Genomic DNA, 22,246 nt, shown 5'->3' with positions numbered 1-22,246 from the left:
GTGAAGGTCATGTATGAGACGTTTTATGAGCTTAAAGCAACACCATTCTCCAGAAGTATCCCTACAGATTCGTTATATATGCCAACGGAACTTATGGAAATTCTAAATCGCTTAAACTATGTGGCAGAGCGACAACTCTTTGCGGTAGTGACTGGCGACTGTGGAACCGGTAAGACAACGATACTGCGCAAGCTTAGCAATGATCTAGATAGAAATAAGTATAAGTTTCTGTACCTCTCTGATTCAAAGCTTACACCCAGGAACTTTTATCGAATTCTTTTGGAGCAGATGGGGTTTCAGGCAAAGTATAACCGTGGGGATGCCAAAAGACAGCTCCATACGGAAATCGAGATCATGAAAGCAGTTCATGGAATTCAACCCATATGTGTCTGCGATGAATGCCATCTACTGAGCCGCGAGATGCTGGAGGAGATACGTTTTCTATTAAATGTAAAGCTTGATTCCGTAAGCCCTATGGGACTGATACTGACAGGACAGACCGAACTTTGGCAAAAGCTTCAGCTTCAGGCTTATACAGCAATACGTCAGAGAATCGATATCCAAAGTGTATTGAACCATTATGACCGCTCCCAGACAGGCGCCTATATCCGTCACCAGATGAATTATGCCGGAAGTACCAGTGAAGTATTCAGCGAAGCGGCTATTGATGCCATTCATCAGTATAGTTCGGGAACGGCAAGAATTATAGATAAAGTATGTACGAGTATTCTTCTCTATGGAAGTCAATCTAGAAAACGAATCATAGTGATCATGCTGTCAAGCTGGTTCTCGAATGCGAGTTTTCATAGGAGGTATGGAGAATGGAGTTTGTTTGCACCCATGAGACAAAGAAAAATAAGACAAAGTGGACCGGTGAAATAACCAGATGTAAAGGTGGCCAGGAACGATGTGAATTCGAGATACAAAGCAGAGGCTCCTATTACCATGTGATTATTGGAAAACATGATTATGGTCATTATGTATGTGTTCCAGACTGGGATGTTGGATGTGAGTTAGCTGATTATGGGGATTTATTCTGGAATACTGAGTGTCTAGCAAAACAGCTAAGAATAGCAGATGCTATAACAATAGCAACAGCAATTAGAGAAATAAAAGTATCATTATAAAAAGAAAGCCGGCTGAGTTAATAAACGGCTCAGCCGGCAGTAATTCCGGTAAAAATAGGACAAAAGTTCCCGTCTGTTTTTGGACAATGGAAGGCGGTAATAACACTTCGCTTTAATAAGAGCTGGCCATCATAATATAATAGTAATAGGTAATTGCGAAACTCGCTAAGTTTGTTCGCAATCTTGATTAAAAATAAAGAAAAATACGTGCTAGACACGAATTCTACAATAATTAATGAACACACAGGAGTTTTAGGCGCACTTAACAAGCCTCAGGGTTTTATAGATTTGATAAGTCCTAGGCTATGAGAACCTTTAAACTTCTAATATATTATCGCTGGTTGATTTTATCGGCAAAACTACAGTTAACAGCTGTGATGTACCAGCCAATAGTGAATCGGCATGAAGTGTCTTCTGTTTGTTGTTTTACGATTAGCTACACAGAAACTGTCCTTAAAGTTGTTGATTGATTTTCCGACATTTACTCTGATTTTGCATGTTTCATTCCATTCTTTAGAACCACGTTCTACACCTGGACACGCTCCGAGATTTTTTTAATAAATCATTCTATCACAGGATGATGGTTTGCAATGATTATCACAATGACAAACACGACGTTTGGTTTTATCTTCGTGGTTGTATTCCTATTTCAATTTGAGACATACGAATATCATGGTTGGAAGTTTGCTTTTTAAATGGGATGTGCTACCTGTTCGTTTCAAGGAAGATTAGGAATATGAGGGAAGCAAGGAATTCCATCTTTGTTGAAGGTATAATCAACGTTATCCGTTGTAAGTTTTATTTTTAAAGGGATAAAACAATTTGTAGATTTTGATAGAATCAAAGGTAGAGTCACCGAAAAAGATATTTGCTTAATGTCAGGATGACGTGTTTTGAAATCCCTTAATGTGGGTAATAATGCTTTAGTATCAGCAAGAGATTTATCTTCATCAGGAGATTTTGGTTTCTTCTCAACAGCTATTTCAGGATGAGAAGAAATATAATCTTTATTGTAGAAATCGATAGAGCGAACGACACCAAGACCATTGGTTAAGATTCCGAATTTATAAGCAAAACAGAAATGCCCATTAACATATTGTTGCTTTACTGAATATTTCGCGCTTGCGGAGCCACCGATACGCTTTATGGCTCCACCTATTTAAGTATTAGCTTTACAATTGTGTTTGGCTACTTAAATTTTCTTCAAGTGGTGATTACGAGTCAATAGCAAGGGCTAAAGCCAGCGATAAATCGCTCTATTGACACAAAATCACCCTTGAAGTGGAGGTAGTTAAGCCAAACAAAGGGTGGAGCTGTTCTGCGAACCCATGGAGCTATTATGAAATCTCCTGGGGCTTACACAGGTGTAGCTCTGGAGCCATTATTGCGAAATAATCACTTTACTTCATGATTAGCAGAAGCAGATGTAGGCATAGAAGTGTATGCAGCTTTATTAAGGATCATAAGAAATATCATAATTATTAGATTTGACATATGCTTTAAGCTGTTTAATGATATGGTTGGCGCATTTAGGATTGTTTTCATTAACATAAGCTTCAATAACTGAAGTGTCAAATAGAAGTATGGATGAAAGGCTGCCGTCAATATCTTGGCAAACAACAAGCAAATATTCTCATATATACTTATGAAAATTGTAATATATTGAAAATAATGAATATTTATACACCCCAACTATTGACAAATATGTTGAATCAAGTTATTATATTGTAAAATTTAAGAAAATAAAATAATAATTAAGGTTGAGATACTAATGCTACTATTAAAAAAGTATTACTGCGTCAAGCAATATGATATTACAGATTGTGGTGCCGCCTGTCTGGCAACCATATCAAAGCAATATGGTTTTCATACATCTATTACTAAAATAAGAGAGGTGGCCGGAACAGATAAGCAGGGAACTAATGCTTATGGTGTTATTAAGGCTGCGGAACAATTGGGGTTTTCCGCAAAGGGTGTTAAGGGAGACAAAAACGCTTTTTTTCCGAGTTTCCGCTTCCATGTATCGCCCACGTTATTGCTGATGGCGGACTTCTTCATTATGTTGTAATACATAAGATCACAAAGAAGTATGTTATAATAGCAGACCCCGGAAAAGGAGTAGTTAAATTAACTCCAGAGGAGTTCTTTGGTGAGAAAATGGAAGAAGGTAAACCACCAAAGTATCAATGGAGTGGTGTTCTCATCATCATGGTCCCAAATAATTCCTTTGCGAAGGGGGATGAAACCAAAGGTATATTCCAACGGTTTTTCCATTTGTTATTACCACAGAAACGATTAATTATGAATATATTTGTGGCATCACTTTTGATTACCATTTTTGGCATTCTGGGATCCTTTTATTTTAAAGTGCTTCTGGATGATATTTTATCAGCCGGTTTATTAAAAACATTACATATATTTTCAATTGGAGTCATTCTCCTGAATCTGTTCAAGGTAGTATTGTCAGCAATCCGAGCTCATCTATTGTTGTATTTAAGTCAAAAACTTGATATTGCTTTGCTTCTGGGATATTACAACCATGTACTTAAGGGAATGAATTACTTAATGTGGATGGTGGAGGTTGGCTCGGCAATGCATTAATATTTGCGGGTGGCGTGGTTTGTTGTTTTGCTACAGGACCAGTAGGATTTGGTGTCGGTATAGCTTGTGCAGTTATCGGTTTTAGCGATTCGCAAGGCTGGTAAATATAACTGAATTTAGAATTATGGGGGTGTAAAACTACATCCCCATAAGCTATAAAAAGGAGGAAAAATAATTGTCTAATAATTCATTTTGTATAATTCTTATTGCATATTCATTAATTTATATATCAATAATGAGTTTTCAACTGTTCTCATTTTTTAGATTTAAATTACTTTTGAAAAAAAATGAGCTAGTATCTTTGATGGATACATTGTATGAGATTTCAATTTATATTGTAGGTTTTTTATATTTAGCATTATATATTTCTAGTATTCTAGATGTGATTTTTAATATTGAACAATATGTAAATTGGGAGTTACCATTTGTAATATATGCAGTGCCATTAATGGTAATTACATTTAGTATGTTAATAAATCAAGGTTTATATGCTTATGATTGCAGTACTTTCTTTATAGGTATTAAAAAATCAGTTGAAAAGGAAAATATAAAATTACATGGAATCAAAAGGTATTCATCTATAAATCGTGCAAAAGTAATCATTAGTCTTAATAATGAATTTAATGTACAAGAAAAAAAATATGTAATCAGAACTTCATTAAATAATTTACAACCTTTTATAGAATTATTAGGAAAGTAGGTGAGAATCGGAAATGGAAATAATAAGCAATCAATGTTATGAGTTAAACAATTTGGTTTCTATTTCAGGAAAATATAAAGCAGCAGAAGTTCAAAATCTTTTAATTGATCTAGTGAAAACCTATAAAGACTATTCTGTTGCAAATGGAGATTATGTTATCACAACAACTAAATCTATCGAGATAGTTAATGGAGAGCAGATTTTGGATGTTGAGGTATTAATTCCAGTCCTTTATCGAATCCCGGTTGAAGAACCTTATGTTTTCAAGAACACATTGAAATTATCCAATGCTCTTTATACAAAGACAACAGAGATTACAAGGATTCAAGAGGCTATTGATACAGTAAACCAGTATATACTTGACCAAAGACTACAACCTATTACAACTGCTTATTTGGTACAGACAAAAAAAGAAGGCAAGCCATTTGTTGAAATTTATATAGGTATTAATCCAAATATACTATAATAAAATTTGTTTTACATTAAGGAGAAATATTAAGTGAAACCAATTCTAATAAACATTAATGAGATATCTGACAGTCGTGAAAGATTCGAATCAAAACCAAATTTTTTTCTCGTAATATTTAATTATGCAGTGCTAGGCATAATGGTAGTTTCTTTGATTTGGATGTACTTTGGCAAGATTGATATAGTAGTAAAATCTGAGGGCTTAATTCGACCAAACAGTCAGGTGGCAACGGTGGTCAATACTTATGGTGGTACATTAGAAGAGGTTTACATAAAGGATGGATCAATAGTCAAAAAGGGAGATACACTTTATGTTATCGAACATGAAGACTTACTAACGGAACTAGATTATTATAATGAACAACTGGCTGATACAGACAATACGTTAGTGATGCTTAATAAATATAAGAAGTCAATAGAGGATGAATTTAATTATTTTACTGAAGTACCTGATGAGGAAGAGTATTTTGTTAAAGTGAAATCATATCTTATGAACTGTAAATTATCAGAGAATGAAGTTGATTATAATGTGAAGGAACGTGAGATGAGCTTAGATACTGTTACTGATCAATTGGTGAAACTTTCTGGAGAGTTTAACAATACAAAGAAACTCAAATCTGCAATCATCTCGAATAAGAATTTATTTACCACGTCAAGTGAAGAACTGGAATACTATCATAAATATCTTAAGTACCAGAGCGACTACGAGATATTAAATCAAAAATATCTCAGTGCTAAAGCTGAGATTAATAAATCCACAGCAGAAGAGGGACTTGTTAATTCTCAAAAATATTATAATAATGCATTAATGGGTTTGAAGATACTAAAATCCAGTATTGAAAATGGTAAGAATCAATTTGATGCAGAAAGTTCCTATAGTCTACAATACGAAGAATATATAAATAAAATTGCAGATCTAACAACTACCTATGAACAGGCAAAGGAAACCTATGAAGTAAATAAGGCACTGGAAGGGTTGGCGGTTTCAGAATGGGATGTTCAACAATCGAAGAATGCTTTAGAAGAAGCAGAAAGAGCAGTCGATACATATAAAATCAGTTTTATGAATAATATAACCTCTAACATTACCGAAATGGAAAAGAACATCGAAGAGATTACGTTAAATAAAAAGAACACCATGAGTAAGGAGAAACTCCTTAAGCAGAATGAGAACGATCGGATATCAGCATTGGATAATTTTAAACTTCAATATATAGTAGAATTGGACAATGCGATTAATACCTTGAAAGATAATATTGCAGGTCTAGAAGCTAACAAACAAAGCCTAGAACTTCAAGGTGAAAAAACGGTTTTTGATGATAATGGAGTGGAAGTTAATATTGCTCAATATCGAAATAACGAGTTAGCTGCGACGATAAACAATATAAATACTTATAGAAATAAGAAAAGAGAACTAGAAGCAAGTATTATTAAAATCAACTCTCAGATCGACAGTGCTATCGTTAAGGCCTCTAGGTCAGGATCAGTTAATAGCTATATTGAACTTGTGGAAGGAGATACTCTGCAGGGTGGGGTGGAGGTTCTCAGCATAATACCGGAAAATGACAGTGATTATAAAGTTAATATATATGTAGGTAATGAGGACATTGGTAAGCTAAAAAATGATATGAAGGTGAAATTTAATGTTTATGCCTTTCCAAACAGTGAGTACGGCTACCTTACGGGTACTATAACTAGTATCTCTAATGATTTGAAAGTGGATCAAAGCTCGGGCTCTGCATACTATCTAGTTGAAGCGATTCTGGATAAAAATAAATTATATAATTCTAAAGGCCAGAAAGCCAATCTTAAGGCCGGAATGGCATGCCAAGCACAGATGATTACAGAAAACAAACGGATCCTTATATACCTGCTAGAAAAAATTGATTTGTGGATGGATAAATAGCAAAGGATGAATATGATAATGAGAAAAATCAAACCTTTTTATAAGAAAAGCATAATACTATACTTAATTATATGCATTGTCATACAGCCTACAATAACAGTTTCTGCGGAGGATTCGATTAATAAAACTTACTATGAACTAGGATATGGAAATACCTTATTTAGCTTTCAGGATTTATTGTCTAGATATGAAGGAAACAGTACAACATATCAAAGAAATATGATAGAATACAGGATTCAAGCATTATCAGAAGCAATTGCGGATGAAAACTACGATAGTGTGAACAGTCAGTATCTGGAGGTATTGCAGAAAATCGTTGAACTTAATGAAACCAAAGGGATGTTAATTAGTTATAGAGACACATTATTTGCCGAAACAGAATCTATATCAGCGGTCACGTCATCTAGTATAACAATGAATGCAATTGATGGTACGGACAATTCATCTCTTATAGCTGAAATAAATGCACAGATAGCCTCTATCGATATGCAACTATCCCAATACAATAGCAGCAGAAAATCGTTGGAAATGAATGTAGCAGACACAGGACTTCAAGAGGATATTGCGGATTTTTATGGTGATTATGAGAAGCTTATTACGAAAGAGGTAGAAAGTAAACTAAAACATGAATTTATGAAAGACTGTTACAATCTGATTATTTATAAAGAACAAGTGGATTATAGTAATTCATATCAGGACTATTTAAATTTATTATTGCAAGCAGATACAATAAAATATAAGCTGGGCCTTATTACCCAATTAACTCTAGATACAGACAATATCAATGTATTACATAATAATAGAGTAATTGCAGAAAACCAAAATAAATATGATTTAATGCTTCGTACGATTAAAAATGACACGGCTATTCCTGATAATGCAAAGATAGTATTAAACTTAATCTATACGAAAAAGCAATTTGATGTGAATGATACTATTAATAAGTTTATAAGTAGTAATTCAAGTTATCATCAACTACAGAACTATATCAGAAGTTATCGGAATTACCTGAGTTCTGCTGGAACAGCAAGTGCTTCGTCTTACCGTCAGACAGAGCTTAAAATAAGGTATTATCAACTCCAAAAGCAGGAGTTGGAAAATAAAATAAAAGCATATGTAAAAGAAGCGATCAGTTCTTATGATACAGCTTTTCAATCTAGGGATGCTGCTTGGAAAGAACTTCAGGTAAAGGCAAAGGGATATAACGTAACGAAAAAAAAATTGGAATACAAAAGGGCTAGTCAACTTCAATTACAGCAGGCACTTTGCGAAAAGGAAGCAGCGGAAATCAAGTATTACCAAAGCTGTTATGAAATCACTGTATGGCAGGATATCCTTGATAATCACATTTTTGGAGGCACCCCATAAATATGTTGGCTTCAAATAGATATCACAAAGAAATGGGTAGGATAGCTGTGAGATAGGTTCAGATTTAAAGCAGTTAAATTTACTTTAAAGGCAGAATAACATCGGCAGACCTTTATTTAAGATCATAAAAACGGAAGCTGCCAACTTCTCAAGGAGTGATGTAATATTGCCATTCAGTCTCCAGTTCGTCGACCGACAAGGCTATCACATGCCTTCAATTATTGCATTTACTGCTTTTTGGTCGCATAACTACATATTCCTGCCACAGATAAACACTCTATAATAGATTGTTGGGAGCCAATACAGTGTAATGATAACGGGATAATACTTTGATTAAAAAATCACAGTCAAGGCTTAAGAAGAATAGAACACTCACCAATTGATTCGTATTTTATCTTCCCAACTAACTTATATAATTTCTACAACGTGGGTAACGGGCGGTGAATTGTAAACCATCAATTTACCGTCAAACAACGTCCTTCCGAACCCCCTGAAAGTCGTCACAAGAAAAAGTCATTTTGCCAGCGGGCTCATGCTTTTTCTTGCAGTCTTCAATTCTTATGTTTAATCAACAGTACAAAAAAGGAAGCTGCCACTTCACGATTTTTCAATCGTTAAAGTGACAGCCACTTTTTCTTTTTAAGCGGATAACGGGAATCGAACCCGCGTCGCAAGCTTGGGAAGCTCGTGTTCTACCATTGAACCATATCCGCATATTTTTATTTTATAGCTTTCTCCTGAAATGTCAATAAGTAGAATCAAAGAAAGATGGAATCTCATATTATGAAGAACAGCTTCTCTACGTATATGAACACGCAATCCCAGACCGCATCAAAGCTACCCTGATGCCCGTTGGTTGGCCATCGAATTTATCATTGATCCGACTGGGGGATCTGAGTGTTTATGTGGGATGTACCCCAGCGATTCATTTCCTGCAGGATGGGCATCATGCTATGACCTAGATCAGTCAGAGTGTATTCTACCTTGGGTGGAACCTGAGGATAGATATTCCTGTGAACTAAGCCATCCCTTTCTAAATCCCTCAATTGCTGAGTCAACATCTTCGTGGAAAGATGAGGGAATATGCGGCTTAATTCATTGAAACGAAGGGGACCCTTCGACAGATGCCATAGTAATAGAACCTTCCATTTACCTCCGATTAAATCGATTGTCATTTCCAAAGGACATTCATATGTTTTTCCGTTAAATGTAACCATAAAAACCTCGCTTAAGTATTATATTTAGTTACCATTTGGTAAGTACATTACTGAAAAGTGCGTACTTGTAGGTTGTTTCCTGTTTTTCTATAATTATATCACAGGATGGATATTAATCCATACGATAAAATTTTTATAATCATTATATAGTAGGAGAGGATAAGAATTATGGAGAATATTATGGAGAATACGACATTAATGGACATTTTCAAAAGGAGAAGCATTAGAAAGTTCCAAGCGAAGGAGGTACCGAAGGAAGTCATAACGGTTCTTCTGTATGCTGCTATGAATGCTCCCTCTGCGTGTAATCAAAGGTGCTGGCATTTTGTAGTGATTCGGGATCAGGAAATCAAGGACAAATTATCTCAGATTCACGGAGGGTATCATACAATCAAGAATGCGCCGGTCTCTATTCTTGTGTGCGGGGAACCTAAGGCTGCAACTCTTCCAAGCTTTTGGGAACATGATTGTGCCGCCGCTTCAGAAAATATACTGATTGCAGCGCAATCCTTGGGCCTTGGAGGCGTATGGCAAGGTGCCAATCCTGCCGAACCGGAGCAGCTTGATATGGTCAGTGATTTTGTACGCTTGCCGGTGGGGATTAAACCATTTGCGATTCTTTCCATCGGTTACCCTGCAGAAACCGGCAATGTGAAAGATAAGTTTGATCCGAATAAGATTCATTTTGATTATCAGTGGTAAGGGAAGAAGAAAAGAAATTATTGCATTACCATTTCTATACACTACCATTTCTATACATTTTTACTAATAACCAAGGATATTTTATAAGATTAATGTTCAAATCGTAGAACATACACCAAATTATCAGAAAACACTTGATTTATTGAAAAATATTCATATAATATAATTATAGTAATGATTACTAATATTGTAATCCACTACTACAATATATGATATAGATAGTTTTTTAATTTAAGGAGGTATGTAATATGAGAGAAAAGGACATTAATAAAATTCCGGAGAGTAAGAATGAGAATAATGATTTTGTAATGTCAATGGAAGCTGCCTGCTCCGCAGAGTTCTCGGAGGGCTGTATCTGCTGTGATGAATAGTAATGAATTACATATTATATTAAGGAAGGTACAGACTAGTGCAGATAATGAATTACCATAATAATATTCTACTGAACAATATCCGGTATCGGATTGCCAGTTACACTACTTGGAAGTAAATCTACTGTATTCCTTTGTCAGATGGGAACATCTCAATTCTCCCTAGGCAAATTAATGAAACGGATGATCTTTCAATGATTGTAAATGGTAATCTGATACCGGATATTACTGTTTACATACCTTTCATTTCTTCTAGAAATTCATTAAAGAATTCATTATTGAATTTATTAAGACTTTATCAATCACTTCGCCAATAGCTTCATCAATTCTTTCATCAACTATTTTATCTATTATTTCTTCAAAAACTTCCTCAAACTTCTTTTAAATTTCAGATTAAAAATTGAATACAAGGAAATAATATGAATATTAAATTACTCATGCAATTTCCGGCTCTTTTAGAGGAAATTAACTAGGCTGATATTCAAACCTTTTCCATGAGTGTTTAAAATAATCAAACTCGGTAAAGAGTGAGGTATAAATAAATTATTATCTGAGAAGAATATAATTGAGGTGATAACAGTGAAAAAGAACAGATTTACTGAATTTTTCAAAGGAAAAGGTTATTATGTATTGTTGTTTGTCGGAGTGATTGCTATCGCTGCAGTAGCATTCTTAGGATCACAAATGACCTCAAACCAAAATAGTGAGGATGAGAATTATGTGGATCTGAATGAGACCGATGAAAACATAGCAGCCAATGAGGAGGATAATCAATTGGCTGAAAATAACCCGGTATCGGAGGGGATTGCTAATAATGGAAGTAATTCAACGAATGATACTGTAGCAAATGATACTACAACGGATGAGACGCCACAAGTGGTGGAAAGCAACGGCAATCAGATTGAATACGAAGGGTATGCCGATACCGTCAAGGATGATACCGAGGTAGCGCAGGATACGCAGTCGAATGAGACAGCAAAGGCGGAAGCCCCGGAATCAGTTGAAGCAAACAGTAAAACAGTTCAAGCAGACAATACCAAGGCTATGGAAAATCTGTCCTTTAAAGCAGACGAGGGTCTCCTATGGCCTGTGAATGGTAATGTTATTATGAACTATAGTATGGATCATACGATTTATTTTGCAACTTTGATGCAGTATAAATGTAACCCTGCCATCATTATTGATGCAGAAGTGGGAACAGAAGTAAAGGCAGCAGCAACAGGTATCGTAAGCAGCATCGATACAGATAATGAAGAGACTGGACTCACTGTTACGGTAAATATCGGTGATGGATACAGTGTGGTTTACGGTCAATTAGATAATGTATCCCTTGAGGTTGGAGATATGGTAAATGAGGGAGATATCATCGGTACAGTTAGTGAACCGACAAAATATTATACATTAGAAGGCAGCAACCTGTATTTTCAAGTACTTGAAAATGAGCAGACAGTAAATCCCATGTTGTTACTTCGCTAAAAAGTGGGAAAATCAAAACGAGTGAGGGTGATATAGGAGGATTCCGAATATCAATCTCACTCGCTTCTAATTAGATAACCTTTTTGATCCAAAGCCTGTTCCACCCGATCCAGTGATGCTTCGGAATCTGTTTCCACCGTATGCTGATGTACCCCATCTGTCAGATCCTTTAATGGGACGATCTTTTTTTCATGAACCTTTTTCACGAAATCATATACATCCTGACGGTTTCGTATGGTTAACGCAGTAGTAATGGGTCCGTATATCTGATGGGTAACCAGTACATCCAGAACCTTTCCACCATTATCAACAATGGTACAGAGCTCATCCTCAATCTGCTCGGTTGTATGTCGAACCTTCATCAACCGCTTAACCTGTTTGTTCTCTGCCTGATATATTAGGTAACCTTTTGTCGTTGATATAATATTGACCTCTGATGCTCGTAACAAAGCGATATCCTGTACGATTACCTGGCGGCTGACACCCAGGCGCTTCGACAATTCTCCCCCGGAGACCGGTTCCGATTGTTCAGACAGCATTTTGACCAAGAGCTCCCTTCGTTTGCTTCCCTCCATCTCTGCCTCCTTTCGGATTAACGTGAAAATGCCATTGCTTTTATCTCACATTCATATATAATAATTATATTCGATAACAGTATAATTATATACTGACAAGGACAAGTTGGCAAGGCTGAACTACAACCCGATAGGGATTAACGGATAAAGAAAAAGGGGAAATAGCATGTTTCGTTTATGGGCAAAGGTATTCAAAGAAAACAGAATGATTAAGGATATGGTGGTATGCAATGACAATGGGGAGCTTCGTAGGACTCAGAAGGTGTTTGCAGCAATTGATGATATCTGCAACAGCTATGATTTATCCAAACCAATATGGCTGGAGTCTACCATAGCTGACTTTAAAAGACATGATAAGACGAGATTTACTCAGGATAACTTTATTGAACCAATTGATTTTGATTATCTGGAAATTCATGTGATCGAAGAAGACTAAACCCTTCTTCCTTTTTCTTTATCAGAATCATTAGGTGTCCAATCAGAAGGTGGGGCTTCTATGAATAGGAATAAGAAAATGGCATTGATAATAGGTATTGTAATAGGAATATTGCTTTTGCTTATTCTCATATTTGCTTATCGATTAAATAGAAAGAAGGATTTGTTTCAAGAGAAACAGGAACCGCATCTTGTGGATCAATCCGAGCAGGAGGAAGTAAATGTTCCGGGGCAGGAGGTTCAGAAGATTGCATGGGAAACCATATCGAATATGAAGAAGTTACCATCCGCTACAGAGATCCCGGATCCCATCAATCAAGAAAATGCCATCTACCAGGAGAATAATTTTCTCCCAGAGAAAAATCAAGAACAGGAAAGCACCGGTGTGCCAGATCAGCTAAATACAGCTTCTGTCACTAACTCGGAGAAGGAAGGAGGGGCAGAAGAAGTGCTAGCTCAGGAAGATTCTATTCAATTTTCATCTGAAATCATATCGGAAGAGATTAAACAAAGAATTAACGGGAAATCCTACGGTAAGAATTGTGATGTTCCCTATGATGAGCTTCGGTACGTGAAGGTGATGCATTACGGTTTTGATGGGGAGGTGCATCAGGGAGAGCTGATTGTGAATAAAGCCATAGCCGGGGATATCATTGATATTTTCAAAGAACTGTATGAACTTAAATATCCCATTGAACGAATGGTGCTGGTGGATGAGTATGACGCAGATGACAATGCCTCCATGGCAGATAATAATTCATCGGCCTTCAACTATCGAAATATAGATGGAACGGACCGTGTATCCAATCATAGCTTTGGAACGGCCATCGATATAAATCCTCTTTATAATCCCTATGTCAGAAATCAAAATGGAAAACAGGTGGTTACTCCGGAAAATGGCAAGAAATATGCAGATCGTTCTCTTGACTGCCCATATTATATTGATACGGAGGATCCCTGCTATAAAGCGTTTATTAGTCGGGGCTTTACCTGGGGTGGTTCATGGAAAAACTCGAAGGATTATCAGCATTTTGAGAAGAAACCTAATTAGCTTAGGCGATACGATTGATTGATATTGGTACCTTTAAGTGCTATAATATATGAATATATGAGAAAAACTGACTGAAGGAGAATAGCGGAACCTTCAGTCCATGCCAAAGAGACATGGTATTACATAACCATAATAAGGAGGTGTATGGACACATGAAACATGTCTTAATCGCAGGGGACGATACCTCCATTCATTCTGCGGCAATGCAGGCGTTCCAGGGAAGGTATCATGTCACCTCACTTCCGGTTGATATGGAATTGACGCTGGATCTGATACAGGATCAGATCGATATGGTTTTATATACGGTAACAGATGTGAGCTCTGATTGTAGTAAGGTATATCAGGTTATTGAGGAGCAATCAAGGAGAAAGAGGATACCGTTTATTTTTTTGGTCAGAGAAAGCAGTAGCGAACTGGAGCATGAGGCGTTGAGGAGAGGCGTAGGAGATATTATACCCATGCATACTACTACGGAGTTGCTGATACACCGGGTTAATGCCTGTCTGGAGCTATATTCCTTGCGAAATGATCGGTCTTATGTGGAGAAATACCTGGATGCCGTATCCATCAGCTTTGCAGAGCTTGTAGAGTGCAGAGATATGATGACGGGCGGACATTTAAAGAATACAACTCATTATTTTAAGCTTCTACTGGAGGAGGCACTCCAAGGGGATTACTATAAAGAGGTTATTCAGATGGAGGATCGCAATGATCTTCTGCGTTCTGCAGCACTTCATGATATCGGAAAGATCGGTATCACGGATGATATTCTGCGGAAAGCAACCTCTCTGAATGATAATGAATATGAATACATGAAGCAGCATACAACACTGGGTAAGCTGGCATTTGAGAAAATCATCCGAGAGACGGGTGGTGCCAGATGGTTATATCTTGCAAAGGACATTGCATATTGTCATCACGAAAGATGGGATGGTTCTGGATATCCGAATGGTTTAAAGGGAAACGAAATACCCATCTATGCAAGAATTATGGCAATTGCGGACGTGTACGATGCAATTACGTCCAGAAGATCCTATAAGGATGCATATTCCCATCAGGAAGCCAAGGCAATTATCCTGGAAGGGAAAGGCAGTTTGTTTGATCCGGATTTAGTAGATATTTTTGAGGCTGCCCAAGAACGCTTTGAAGAGGTACTTTCTAAGAAGCAGGACAGTGACACGATAGAGGGAGATTTCTTATGTCATATACAGCATTATACAGAAAGTTTCGACCCGACAATTTCTATGATGTAAAAGGGCAGGAACATATTGTAACCACATTAAAAAATCAAATAAAAGCGGAACGAATCGGACACGCCTACCTGTTCACAGGCACGAGAGGTACCGGTAAGACGACGATTGCCAAGCTATTTGCCAAGACGGTGAACTGCGAGCATCCCGTGGACGGTAATCCATGTAATGAATGTCGTATGTGCAGGGGAATTACGGCTCAGACCTCAATGAATGTCATTGAGATAGATGCTGCCTCCAATAATGGTGTAGATAATGTTCGTGAAATCGTGGAAGAGGTAAGGTATTCTCCGACGGAGGGCCGCTATAAAGTATACATCATCGATGAGGTTCATATGCTATCCACCGGAGCATTTAATGCTCTACTTAAGACCATAGAAGAGCCACCGTCCTATGTAATCTTTATCTTGGCTACCACCGAGGTTCATAAAATCCCCGTAACGATTCTGTCCAGGTGCCAGAGATATGATTTCAAACGAATTACCATTGATACTATAACGGAGCGTCTGAAGGAGCTGGTACAGGCTGAGAGCGTTGATGCGGAGGAGAAAGCACTCCGTTATGTTGCCCGTGTAGCTGATGGTTCCATGCGTGACGCCTTAAGCTTGCTGGATCAATGTATTTCCTTCTACTTAGGAAAGACGTTGACCTATGATAATGTGCTTGAGGTTCTTGGTGCAGTGGACACCCAAGTGTTTACGAGGCTTCTGAGATTGATTCAGGCCCAAGAGGTTACGGGCTGCATCCGATTACTGGATGAGATTGAAAGTGTTGGCCGGGAGCTAGGGCAATTTACCATAGACTTTATCTGGTATTTACGAAATCTGCTTTTGCTTAAGACTACAGATGACATCTCCGATATGGTAATTGAGATATCGTCAGAAAACATGGCATTATTACAAAAGGAAGCGGCAGAGGTTGAAGAACAGACACTTATGCGCTATATCCGCGTTTTTTCTGAGCTATCCAATCAGATACGATATGCCTCCAGAAAGAGAGTGTTAATTGAAATAGCATTAATTAAGCTATGCAAGCCTGAGATGGAGCAAAACTTAGATTCCATCCTTGATCGAATCAAACGATTAGAGGAAAAGCTGGAGAACGGAGTGGTGGTCTCCTCCGGTGTTACCTCTAATACGGGCGAACCACAGAAGGCTCAGGAAGAGAAGAAACCGGTAGTATTGCAGGAGGCATTACCGGAGGATATTAAGGATGCGGCGAATAACTGGAAGAGCATTATAGCCCAGATCACGAAGAAGTCACCAGCCTTAGGCTCCGTATTGCAGTCGGCAACACTTAGTATAGATGGGAATGGGCTCTTGCTGGTGGTAACCAATCCTCTTGATAAGGATATTATTGATCGGGAAAATCACATGACATTAATTAAGGATACCATTGCGCAAATGATTCAGAAACAGGTTCAACTGAACACCAGATATCTGGATAGAGAGAAGGAACGATTAGAAGAAGTGCCGGACTTATCAAAGCTGGTAAAGATGCCAATTCAATATGAATAATGACAACTTGGCCAGATTTCAAATAATGTTATTGTGTAAAGTAAGACATATATGGTAGAATCTATCACATATGAAAGGTAGAACGGACAGATATGCAATCACTTCGATTGCAATCATGCTTATTGATATTGTCCGTGTGAGAAAGGAGAATAATGAAATGGGTAAAAGAGGCGGATTTCCCGGAGGCGGTATTCCTGGTAATATGGGAAATTTAATGAAACAGGCTCAGAGAATGCAAAAGCAAATGGAAGAGAAGACAAAAGAATTGGAAGAAAAGGAGTGGGAGGCAAGTGCCGGCGGCGGAGCCGTAACTGTTAAGGTGTCCGGTAAGAAAGAAATTGTCTCCGTGAAGCTTTCCAAGGAAGTTGTTGATCCGGATGATATAGAGATGCTTGAGGATTTAATTGTAGCAGCGGCTAATGAAGCACTGCGTAAGATGGAGGAGGAATCCTCTGCCGTTATGGGTGACATAACAGGAGGACTCAACGGCTTTGGAGGCTTTCCGTTCTAATGGATTACTATAGCAGGCAAATCAGTAAGTTAATAGAGGAATTGTCGCGATTACCCGGAATTGGTACCAAGACAGCGCAAAGACTGGCATTTCATATCATCAATATGCCACAGGATCAGGTAGAGAATCTGTCCAATTCCATCATCGAGGCAAAGAAGAACGTAAGATATTGCGGTGAGTGCTTAACCCTTACGGACAAAGAACTTTGTCCCATTTGTTCTTCCCTTGCAAGGAACAAAAAGCAGATCATGGTAGTCGAGAATCCCCGTGACTTAGCAGCCTATGAGAAGACGGGTAAATTCGATGGAGTATATCATGTGCTTCATGGAGCTATTTCGCCCATGTTAGGTATCGGCCCTGCAGATATTAAGCTGAAGGAGCTGATGCTGCGTCTTCAAGGGGATGTGGACGAGGTTATTATCGCAACGAATTCCAGTCTGGAGGGAGAAGCCACCGCCATGTATCTCAGCAAGTTGATAAAACCGGCTGGGATTAAGGTCAGCCGCATTGCCAGCGGAATTCCGGTGGGCGGAGATCTGGAATACATTGATGAGGTGACGCTACTTAGAGCATTTGAAGGTAGAATTGAGTTGTAGAGGAAAGGGAACGTTTGTCGCCGGGCACCTCGTCTCATCGTTGAGGCAACCGCAATTATCCTCGAACAAGTAGAAAATTAAAACGAAAATAAAAACGAAATTAACCTCGTTACAGACCTAGATAGGGCCTTAAACCGCCCCGTCTCAGGTCTATTTTTTTACCCATTTCAGAACCAGACCACGCAACGCTTCTACAAATTAACATTAGAAAAATCCAAGAAAAATAAACGTAGAACCCTTGAAAATCAAGCATCACAGCTCTTTTCACTTCCTTGAAACAATGAAGTAAGAACAGAAAATGAGGAAGAAAAGAGAGGAAAAAAAGATAGAAGAAATTATGAACGAAAACCGCAATCTTTGAAGATTATTGTGGATAACTGCAATGGAGATAGACCTCGTTAGTGGATAAATGAGATTGCCCCGACGAGGCTAATAGCATTTACCCCACGACAGAGTGGTATTTAAAAATGAGGTTTTTCGGGAGATATTTTTCGTAGCAAATTTTTCGGAAGTGGCTTAGTATAAGGATTTTTGTTTCCGAAAAATTTTGTCTAATTCATGTTTTTCGGAGAAATGAAATTTTTCGGGAGATTTTTCGGAGAAAATTCGGAGGAAAAAATTGAGAAAAAAAGTACAAAAAGGATGATGTGAAAAAAGACAAATTCCAAAGTGCAATGAAATTTTAAAGACATACGATGCAGTTCAATATGCATGTGCAGATTATCTTTCAGCGCAGGATGACATTGTAGAAATCAGGTGCAATGTTATTCTGGATAGTTTGGAGGAAGAGGCAGAATTTACTTCAGATTTCGTATGCACGAAAAAAGACGGCGATTTATTAGTAAGGGAATGTGTTTATCGGAAGCAGTTAGACCTACCCAGAACAGCAAAGTTATTGGAACTATCAAGGGAATACTGGGCTAAAAGAGGCGTTACGGATTGGAGGATTGTGATTGATGCAAATTCAGAAAAATAATGTGATTACAGATGGAAGTGGAATTGTTCTTAGGATATTAGAGGTAAGAGAAAATGAATCGTTTGTGGTGGATTGTAATAAAAAAAGAATGCCTTATTGGATTAGCAATGAAGTTATTATGGAATATATGCAATATGAGTTAGCTGAGATTGATGAGGTTACAGAGGAGTCTGCAATTTCTGTGATGCATAAGCGATATACGATGATTGCTGATATCCTTCCAGTAGTATCAAATGAGAAACTTCGAAGTGATGCAATCGCAGAAGCATCTGTTCAGTACGGAATCAGTAAACAGACGATTCGGAGCTATTTATGGATGTATCTTGTGGCACAAGACAAGAAAGCATTGGCTCCGGCTATAAGGAAAGAGGAGAAACGGGAATTGTCAGAGACAGAAAAGAATATACGGTGGGCATTAAACAAATTCTTTTATACTACTGATAAAAATAGCCTATCGGTAGCTTATACAATGATGCTACAAGCAAAGTACTGTGATAATGAGGGAAAGCTTAAAGATTCTTACCCAACCTTTCATCAATTCCGCTATTTTTACCGTAAAACTAAAAAGATGCAGAACTTTAAGATATCACGTAACGGTTTAAAAGCCTACCAGCGGGACATGCGCCCGTGCGTTGGTGACTCTGTCCAATCGTTTGCACCAGCTTCGGGGACGGGGATGTTTGACAGTACAATTTGTGATATCTATCTGGTGGATGATACAAGAACTCATATCATTGGTAGACCAGTGCTAACAGCATGTGTAGACGCTTATTCCGGATTATGCTATGGATATACAGTGACACTTGAGGGTGGGCTTTACTCTCTGCGAGGATTAATGGTGAATATCGTAATGGATAAGGTAAAGCACTGTGAGGGTTATGGAATAAAGGTTTCAAAAGAAGATTGGCCATCTTACAATTGTTTGCCTGGACGATTAGTGACAGACAGAGGAAAAGAATATACTAGCGATACATTTGCCCAATTAGCAGAATTAGGTGTATTGGTAACCAATCTACCTAGTTTCAGAGCTGAGTTAAAAAGTCCAGTTGAAAGGTTTTTTAAGCTGATTCAAGATTATTATAAACCACATTTAAGGGTAAATTAGATAAGCTGGTATCAAACTTGCCAGATTACCAGTATACATCAGATTATTTCGTTCATAAGCATACCTTGTTTCCCTATATTGCCTCATTTTTACCAGAAGATAGGGCTAGAGAAATTAGTGCACTCATGAAAGATGGACAGGTATCGCTAATATATAATAAGTCGGGATTGATATCATCATGTAGCATTAATCAGAACCGCCAGTTTCGATATTGTCCCGAATGTATGAAAGAGGATATTCAAAACTTTGGAGAGATGTACTGGCACCGTCTGCACCAGATAACAGAGGTACTGATTTGTCCTAAGCATAAAGTTCCTTTGCAAAACAGCAGGGTATTAATGCGCGGAGCTTATAGACAAAGCTTTATTGCGGCTGATGAAGAAAACTGTATATCAAACGAGGCAATTGGTTTTTCACCTGATGCTATTGAAAAACTATTTATGATAGCAGAAGATGTCCAGCAAGTTCTTACGCGAGAATTCACCTATCAAAACATAGATAAGCATAACTTGTCCCATACAATTGCAATAATCTCCAGTCCAACCGGCATCCTCAATGCAGAGATTTTTTTCGGTTAGCAACTTTATGTAAAGTATATATGCGTCAGAATTAATAACGTCAATAAGACAAGGTGTTTGAAGGGTAGTAATTGTATTTGTTGGAACTTCCCATATAGAAGAAAGCATCTTGGCTTGATTATAGGCGGAAGTGCCATTAATACTAATAGAAGAATGAATTAAGGGTACTTTTAAATCTTCCAGATAAATACTTAATAGAGTGGATGCAACATCGTCATCTATTGTAGAACTAATGTTAAATTTAATATTGGGATAGTATAAGCATTCGTCCAGCCCACCTTCTTTTAGGCTGAGATTCCAAAGCAGGGTAGTTTTCAAAAAAGCAGAAGGCAATACCGAGTGGCGGGGTTGAAATAGAACATGACCTGTGTTCATGGTGTAATGATAAAAGCCTTTGTTTATATTATTTATGAAATAGATATTTTTAGATAATCTCTTTAATTTATTACTCATAAGGGTCCTCCTATTATGATTATTTGGTGAAACAGTGATGATTCTATCTTTTGAATCGTTATGTTACGAAAAGGCATGTCTTAGACAATTATCTATCATTTTAAGTATATACTCTTCAGTAGGAAGTTCCCCATCCACTGAGGCGGAAGCAATATACTCTTTGATACTACTTTCTTTTTTATGAAGCCATATTTCGCATTTACCTTCTGCATGATTGGTTACTATATCAAAAAAGTAACCTTCACTGTTTTCATATGTTGAAATTGAAATTGAATCTATTTTTTTCATGACCAAGCCTCCTATAATTTATTTTTGTTATTGTAATTTGAATGATGTCATAGTCATCTTGACCATATCCTCAGTGGTATACCTTGCGTATGTTCTTCTGATAGAATCATCATATGAGCCTCGATTGAAAGGCTTTTTCTTGATAGAATAAATCTCTTTAATCAAAGTCTTTGATAACTGATTCCCTAAACCCACTAATCGAATGTGTTGCAATTCTCCAGTTGATGAATCGAATAAGAATATGGTTAATGATAAACCTGTTGTATTACTATCGATGGATATTTTTTGCGTCATATTTATAGAAAGATGAGGTGAATAAGGGGCATCCATCCAAGGGGAATTATCAAACTTAAATAGAAGATAGATTACATCATGTAGTGTAATGAATCTTACCTGTAAAGGTTTACCACTACAGAACCAATTCTTTTCCTCCACGGTTGGATTGTTGTAACTAATAATCAGGTTTGCTCCATCATCAGCGACGTCAAATCGAATATCATCAGAGTAATTCTGGTATTTAGGGTATCGGGTACCTACAGCTAATTCATTCATTCGGGTTCCTCCTTGTGAAAATCATTGTTGAATTTTTAGTGGTCTTATTAAGCGAGTGTGTAAGCATATATTCATCGACAGCCTGGTCAAATTCAAATCGACCAGTTGTCCGGTAGATTTCTATTGCTCTTTCGTAACATTTCATGGCTGCTTCATGGTCACCGCCAAATAGTACTTGCTCAACTGTATCAAGAAGAGTAAACGCATGACACGCAAGCTCTTGGTCAGAGCTTTTTTTAAAGGCATCCAAAATAATCATTACCGGTAAATCTTTATTATCAGGATATCTTCCTAGTATGATAGAAGCATCAATATCAGCGGGGGTAATCTTGTGTCCGTTACTAGTGAAATAAGTCTTCATTGTAAATTCCTCCATTTTTAAATTGTATTGGTAGTTTGGTTACGTCTTATAAATTGTTTCTG

General features: G+C 37.5%; 23 protein-coding genes, 1 tRNA gene and 2 pseudogenes. 19 read left to right on the top strand and 7 right to left on the bottom strand.

Going from position 1 to position 22,246, the window contains the following annotated elements:
- Positions 1–9 precede the first annotated feature (9 nt).
- The 8 genes and pseudogenes from H0486_RS17450 (at position 10) to H0486_RS17420 (ending at position 8,170) form a co-directional block, all read left to right on the top strand.
- The gene (locus tag H0486_RS17450; RefSeq protein WP_228354207.1) at positions 10–882 is read left to right on the top strand and encodes an ExeA family protein; all 873 of its coding nucleotides are present in this window, start codon (positions 10–12) and stop codon (positions 880–882) included.
- Positions 822–1,127 (top strand): DUF6618 family protein, encoded by a 306-nt coding sequence (locus H0486_RS17445; protein WP_228354206.1) that lies wholly within the window; start codon positions 822–824, stop codon positions 1,125–1,127. Before H0486_RS17450 ends, H0486_RS17445 begins: the two co-directional genes overlap by 61 nt.
- Positions 1,128–2,898: 1,771 nt before the next feature.
- Positions 2,899–3,218 (top strand): annotated as a pseudogene (locus H0486_RS18610) (cysteine peptidase family C39 domain-containing protein); the annotation flags it as partial.
- Positions 3,219–3,284: 66 nt separating this feature from the next.
- Positions 3,285–3,728: an ABC transporter transmembrane domain-containing protein gene (locus H0486_RS18605; protein ID WP_408647635.1), complete on the top strand. Its 444-nt coding sequence runs from the start codon at positions 3,285–3,287 to the stop codon at positions 3,726–3,728.
- 175 nt (positions 3,729–3,903) lie between these two features.
- Complete coding sequence (locus tag H0486_RS17435; protein WP_228354205.1) at positions 3,904–4,428, top strand: hypothetical protein; 525 nt, start codon at positions 3,904–3,906, stop codon at positions 4,426–4,428.
- Positions 4,429–4,441: 13 nt separating this feature from the next.
- Entirely contained in the window at positions 4,442–4,894 is a 453-nt protein-coding gene (locus tag H0486_RS17430; protein WP_228354204.1) for a hypothetical protein, read from the top strand.
- Between the two features lie 33 nt (positions 4,895–4,927).
- Entirely contained in the window at positions 4,928–6,802 is a 1,875-nt protein-coding gene (locus tag H0486_RS17425; protein ID WP_228354203.1) for an HlyD family efflux transporter periplasmic adaptor subunit, read from the top strand.
- Positions 6,803–6,820: 18 nt separating this feature from the next.
- Positions 6,821–8,170 (top strand): hypothetical protein, encoded by a 1,350-nt coding sequence (locus H0486_RS17420; protein WP_228354202.1) that lies wholly within the window; start codon positions 6,821–6,823, stop codon positions 8,168–8,170.
- Positions 8,171–8,812: 642 nt separating this feature from the next.
- Here H0486_RS17420 and H0486_RS17415 read toward each other — a convergent pair.
- Together H0486_RS17415 and H0486_RS17410 are read right to left on the bottom strand one after the other, a co-directional pair.
- A tRNA-Gly gene (locus H0486_RS17415) sits at positions 8,813–8,883 on the bottom strand.
- Between the two features lie 159 nt (positions 8,884–9,042).
- Positions 9,043–9,387 carry a winged helix-turn-helix transcriptional regulator gene (locus tag H0486_RS17410; protein WP_228354201.1) on the bottom strand — a complete coding sequence of 115 codons (345 nt, stop codon included), beginning with the start codon at positions 9,385–9,387 and terminating at the stop codon, positions 9,043–9,045.
- Between the two features lie 168 nt (positions 9,388–9,555).
- Here H0486_RS17410 and H0486_RS17405 point away from each other — a divergent pair, with 168 nt between their 5' ends.
- The 3 genes from H0486_RS17405 (at position 9,556) to H0486_RS17400 (ending at position 11,936) form a co-directional block, all read left to right on the top strand.
- Entirely contained in the window at positions 9,556–10,089 is a 534-nt protein-coding gene (locus tag H0486_RS17405) for a nitroreductase family protein (protein ID WP_228354200.1), read from the top strand.
- 248 nt (positions 10,090–10,337) lie between these two features.
- Positions 10,338–10,460: a hypothetical protein gene (locus H0486_RS18390; RefSeq protein ID WP_267024187.1), complete on the top strand. Its 123-nt coding sequence runs from the start codon at positions 10,338–10,340 to the stop codon at positions 10,458–10,460.
- Positions 10,461–11,039: 579 nt separating this feature from the next.
- Positions 11,040–11,936 (top strand): peptidoglycan DD-metalloendopeptidase family protein, encoded by an 897-nt coding sequence (locus tag H0486_RS17400; protein WP_228354199.1) that lies wholly within the window; start codon positions 11,040–11,042, stop codon positions 11,934–11,936.
- Between the two features lie 56 nt (positions 11,937–11,992).
- Here the strand turns inward: H0486_RS17400 and H0486_RS17395 are convergent, their stop codons facing one another.
- Positions 11,993–12,511 (bottom strand): transcription repressor NadR, encoded by a 519-nt coding sequence (locus tag H0486_RS17395; RefSeq protein WP_228354198.1) that lies wholly within the window; start codon positions 12,509–12,511, stop codon positions 11,993–11,995.
- Between the two features lie 166 nt (positions 12,512–12,677).
- On the opposite strand from H0486_RS17395, the gene H0486_RS17390 reads away from it, so the two are divergent.
- The 8 genes and pseudogenes from H0486_RS17390 to H0486_RS18840 all read left to right on the top strand — a co-directional run.
- Positions 12,678–12,947, top strand: coding sequence for a hypothetical protein (locus H0486_RS17390; protein ID WP_228354197.1), 270 nt, complete (start codon positions 12,678–12,680; stop codon positions 12,945–12,947).
- Between the two features lie 60 nt (positions 12,948–13,007).
- Complete coding sequence (locus H0486_RS17385) at positions 13,008–13,997, top strand: M15 family metallopeptidase (RefSeq protein ID WP_228354196.1); 990 nt, start codon at positions 13,008–13,010, stop codon at positions 13,995–13,997.
- A 152-nt stretch (positions 13,998–14,149) separates the two neighbouring features.
- Positions 14,150–15,250, top strand: a complete 1,101-nt coding sequence (locus H0486_RS17380; RefSeq protein ID WP_228354195.1) for an HD-GYP domain-containing protein — start codon at positions 14,150–14,152, stop codon at positions 15,248–15,250.
- A complete protein-coding gene (dnaX, locus tag H0486_RS17375) occupies positions 15,196–16,764 on the top strand; it encodes a DNA polymerase III subunit gamma/tau (protein ID WP_228354194.1) in 1,569 nt (522 codons plus the stop codon). Before H0486_RS17380 ends, dnaX begins: the two co-directional genes overlap by 55 nt.
- Before the next feature lie 157 nt (positions 16,765–16,921).
- Complete coding sequence (locus H0486_RS17370; protein WP_228354468.1) at positions 16,922–17,275, top strand: YbaB/EbfC family nucleoid-associated protein; 354 nt, start codon at positions 16,922–16,924, stop codon at positions 17,273–17,275.
- Entirely contained in the window at positions 17,275–17,871 is a 597-nt protein-coding gene (gene recR / locus H0486_RS17365; RefSeq protein ID WP_228354193.1) for a recombination mediator RecR, read from the top strand. Before H0486_RS17370 ends, recR begins: the two co-directional genes overlap by 1 nt.
- A gap of 956 nt (positions 17,872–18,827) precedes the next feature.
- Positions 18,828–19,952: a hypothetical protein gene (locus H0486_RS17360; RefSeq protein ID WP_228354192.1), complete on the top strand. Its 1,125-nt coding sequence runs from the start codon at positions 18,828–18,830 to the stop codon at positions 19,950–19,952.
- A 17-nt stretch (positions 19,953–19,969) separates the two neighbouring features.
- A pseudogene (locus H0486_RS18840) lies at positions 19,970–20,260 on the top strand (TniQ family protein); the annotation flags it as partial.
- A 126-nt stretch (positions 20,261–20,386) separates the two neighbouring features.
- Here the strand turns inward: H0486_RS18840 and H0486_RS17355 are convergent.
- The 4 genes from H0486_RS17355 to H0486_RS17340 all read right to left on the bottom strand — a co-directional run bounded on the left by H0486_RS17355 (position 20,387) and on the right by H0486_RS17340 (position 22,184).
- Positions 20,387–20,983 carry a hypothetical protein gene (locus H0486_RS17355; RefSeq protein WP_228354191.1) on the bottom strand — a complete coding sequence of 199 codons (597 nt, stop codon included), beginning with the start codon at positions 20,981–20,983 and terminating at the stop codon, positions 20,387–20,389.
- Between the two features lie 63 nt (positions 20,984–21,046).
- Positions 21,047–21,271, bottom strand: a complete 225-nt coding sequence (locus H0486_RS17350; RefSeq protein WP_228354190.1) for a hypothetical protein — start codon at positions 21,269–21,271, stop codon at positions 21,047–21,049.
- A 27-nt stretch (positions 21,272–21,298) separates the two neighbouring features.
- On the bottom strand, positions 21,299–21,823 hold the full coding sequence (locus tag H0486_RS17345; RefSeq protein WP_228354189.1) for a hypothetical protein: 525 nt from the start codon (positions 21,821–21,823) through the stop codon (positions 21,299–21,301).
- Positions 21,816–22,184 carry a hypothetical protein gene (locus H0486_RS17340; RefSeq protein ID WP_228354188.1) on the bottom strand — a complete coding sequence of 123 codons (369 nt, stop codon included), beginning with the start codon at positions 22,182–22,184 and terminating at the stop codon, positions 21,816–21,818. The genes H0486_RS17345 and H0486_RS17340 overlap by 8 nt, the downstream gene beginning before the upstream one ends.
- Positions 22,185–22,246: the final 62 nt, after the last annotated feature.

Origin of the sequence: Variimorphobacter saccharofermentans, assembly GCF_014174405.1 — a bacterium.
GTDB lineage: Bacteria > Bacillota > Clostridia > Lachnospirales > Lachnospiraceae > Mobilitalea > Mobilitalea saccharofermentans.
Note: the sequence above shows the minus strand (reverse complement) of the source record. Positions and strands in the feature narration are given on the sequence as shown.

What these genes read in the sequence shown, in the direction of transcription:
- H0486_RS17420 (WP_228354202.1), top strand. Translation starts at nt 6,821, where the DNA reads ATGAGAAAAATCAAACCTTTTTATAAGAAAAGCATAATACTATACTTA.
- H0486_RS17350 (WP_228354190.1), bottom strand. Translation starts at nt 21,271, where the DNA reads ATGAAAAAAATAGATTCAATTTCAATTTCAACATATGAAAACAGTGAA.
- H0486_RS18390 (WP_267024187.1), top strand. Translation starts at nt 10,338, where the DNA reads ATGAGAGAAAAGGACATTAATAAAATTCCGGAGAGTAAGAATGAGAAT.
- H0486_RS17430 (WP_228354204.1), top strand. Translation starts at nt 4,442, where the DNA reads ATGGAAATAATAAGCAATCAATGTTATGAGTTAAACAATTTGGTTTCT.
- H0486_RS17395 (WP_228354198.1), bottom strand. Translation starts at nt 12,511, where the DNA reads ATGGAGGGAAGCAAACGAAGGGAGCTCTTGGTCAAAATGCTGTCTGAA.
- H0486_RS18605 (WP_408647635.1), top strand. Translation starts at nt 3,285, where the DNA reads ATGGAAGAAGGTAAACCACCAAAGTATCAATGGAGTGGTGTTCTCATC.
- H0486_RS17385 (WP_228354196.1), top strand. Translation starts at nt 13,008, where the DNA reads ATGAATAGGAATAAGAAAATGGCATTGATAATAGGTATTGTAATAGGA.
- H0486_RS17360 (WP_228354192.1), top strand. Translation starts at nt 18,828, where the DNA reads ATGCAAATTCAGAAAAATAATGTGATTACAGATGGAAGTGGAATTGTT.
- recR (WP_228354193.1), top strand. Translation starts at nt 17,275, where the DNA reads ATGGATTACTATAGCAGGCAAATCAGTAAGTTAATAGAGGAATTGTCG.
- H0486_RS17345 (WP_228354189.1), bottom strand. Translation starts at nt 21,823, where the DNA reads ATGAATGAATTAGCTGTAGGTACCCGATACCCTAAATACCAGAATTAC.
- H0486_RS17390 (WP_228354197.1), top strand. Translation starts at nt 12,678, where the DNA reads ATGTTTCGTTTATGGGCAAAGGTATTCAAAGAAAACAGAATGATTAAG.
- H0486_RS17410 (WP_228354201.1), bottom strand. Translation starts at nt 9,387, where the DNA reads ATGGTTACATTTAACGGAAAAACATATGAATGTCCTTTGGAAATGACA.
- H0486_RS17405 (WP_228354200.1), top strand. Translation starts at nt 9,556, where the DNA reads ATGGAGAATATTATGGAGAATACGACATTAATGGACATTTTCAAAAGG.
- H0486_RS17445 (WP_228354206.1), top strand. Translation starts at nt 822, where the DNA reads ATGGAGTTTGTTTGCACCCATGAGACAAAGAAAAATAAGACAAAGTGG.
- dnaX (WP_228354194.1), top strand. Translation starts at nt 15,196, where the DNA reads ATGTCATATACAGCATTATACAGAAAGTTTCGACCCGACAATTTCTAT.
- H0486_RS17380 (WP_228354195.1), top strand. Translation starts at nt 14,150, where the DNA reads ATGAAACATGTCTTAATCGCAGGGGACGATACCTCCATTCATTCTGCG.
- H0486_RS17355 (WP_228354191.1), bottom strand. Translation starts at nt 20,983, where the DNA reads ATGAGTAATAAATTAAAGAGATTATCTAAAAATATCTATTTCATAAAT.
- H0486_RS17450 (WP_228354207.1), top strand. Translation starts at nt 10, where the DNA reads ATGTATGAGACGTTTTATGAGCTTAAAGCAACACCATTCTCCAGAAGT.
- H0486_RS17370 (WP_228354468.1), top strand. Translation starts at nt 16,922, where the DNA reads ATGGGTAAAAGAGGCGGATTTCCCGGAGGCGGTATTCCTGGTAATATG.
- H0486_RS17340 (WP_228354188.1), bottom strand. Translation starts at nt 22,184, where the DNA reads ATGAAGACTTATTTCACTAGTAACGGACACAAGATTACCCCCGCTGAT.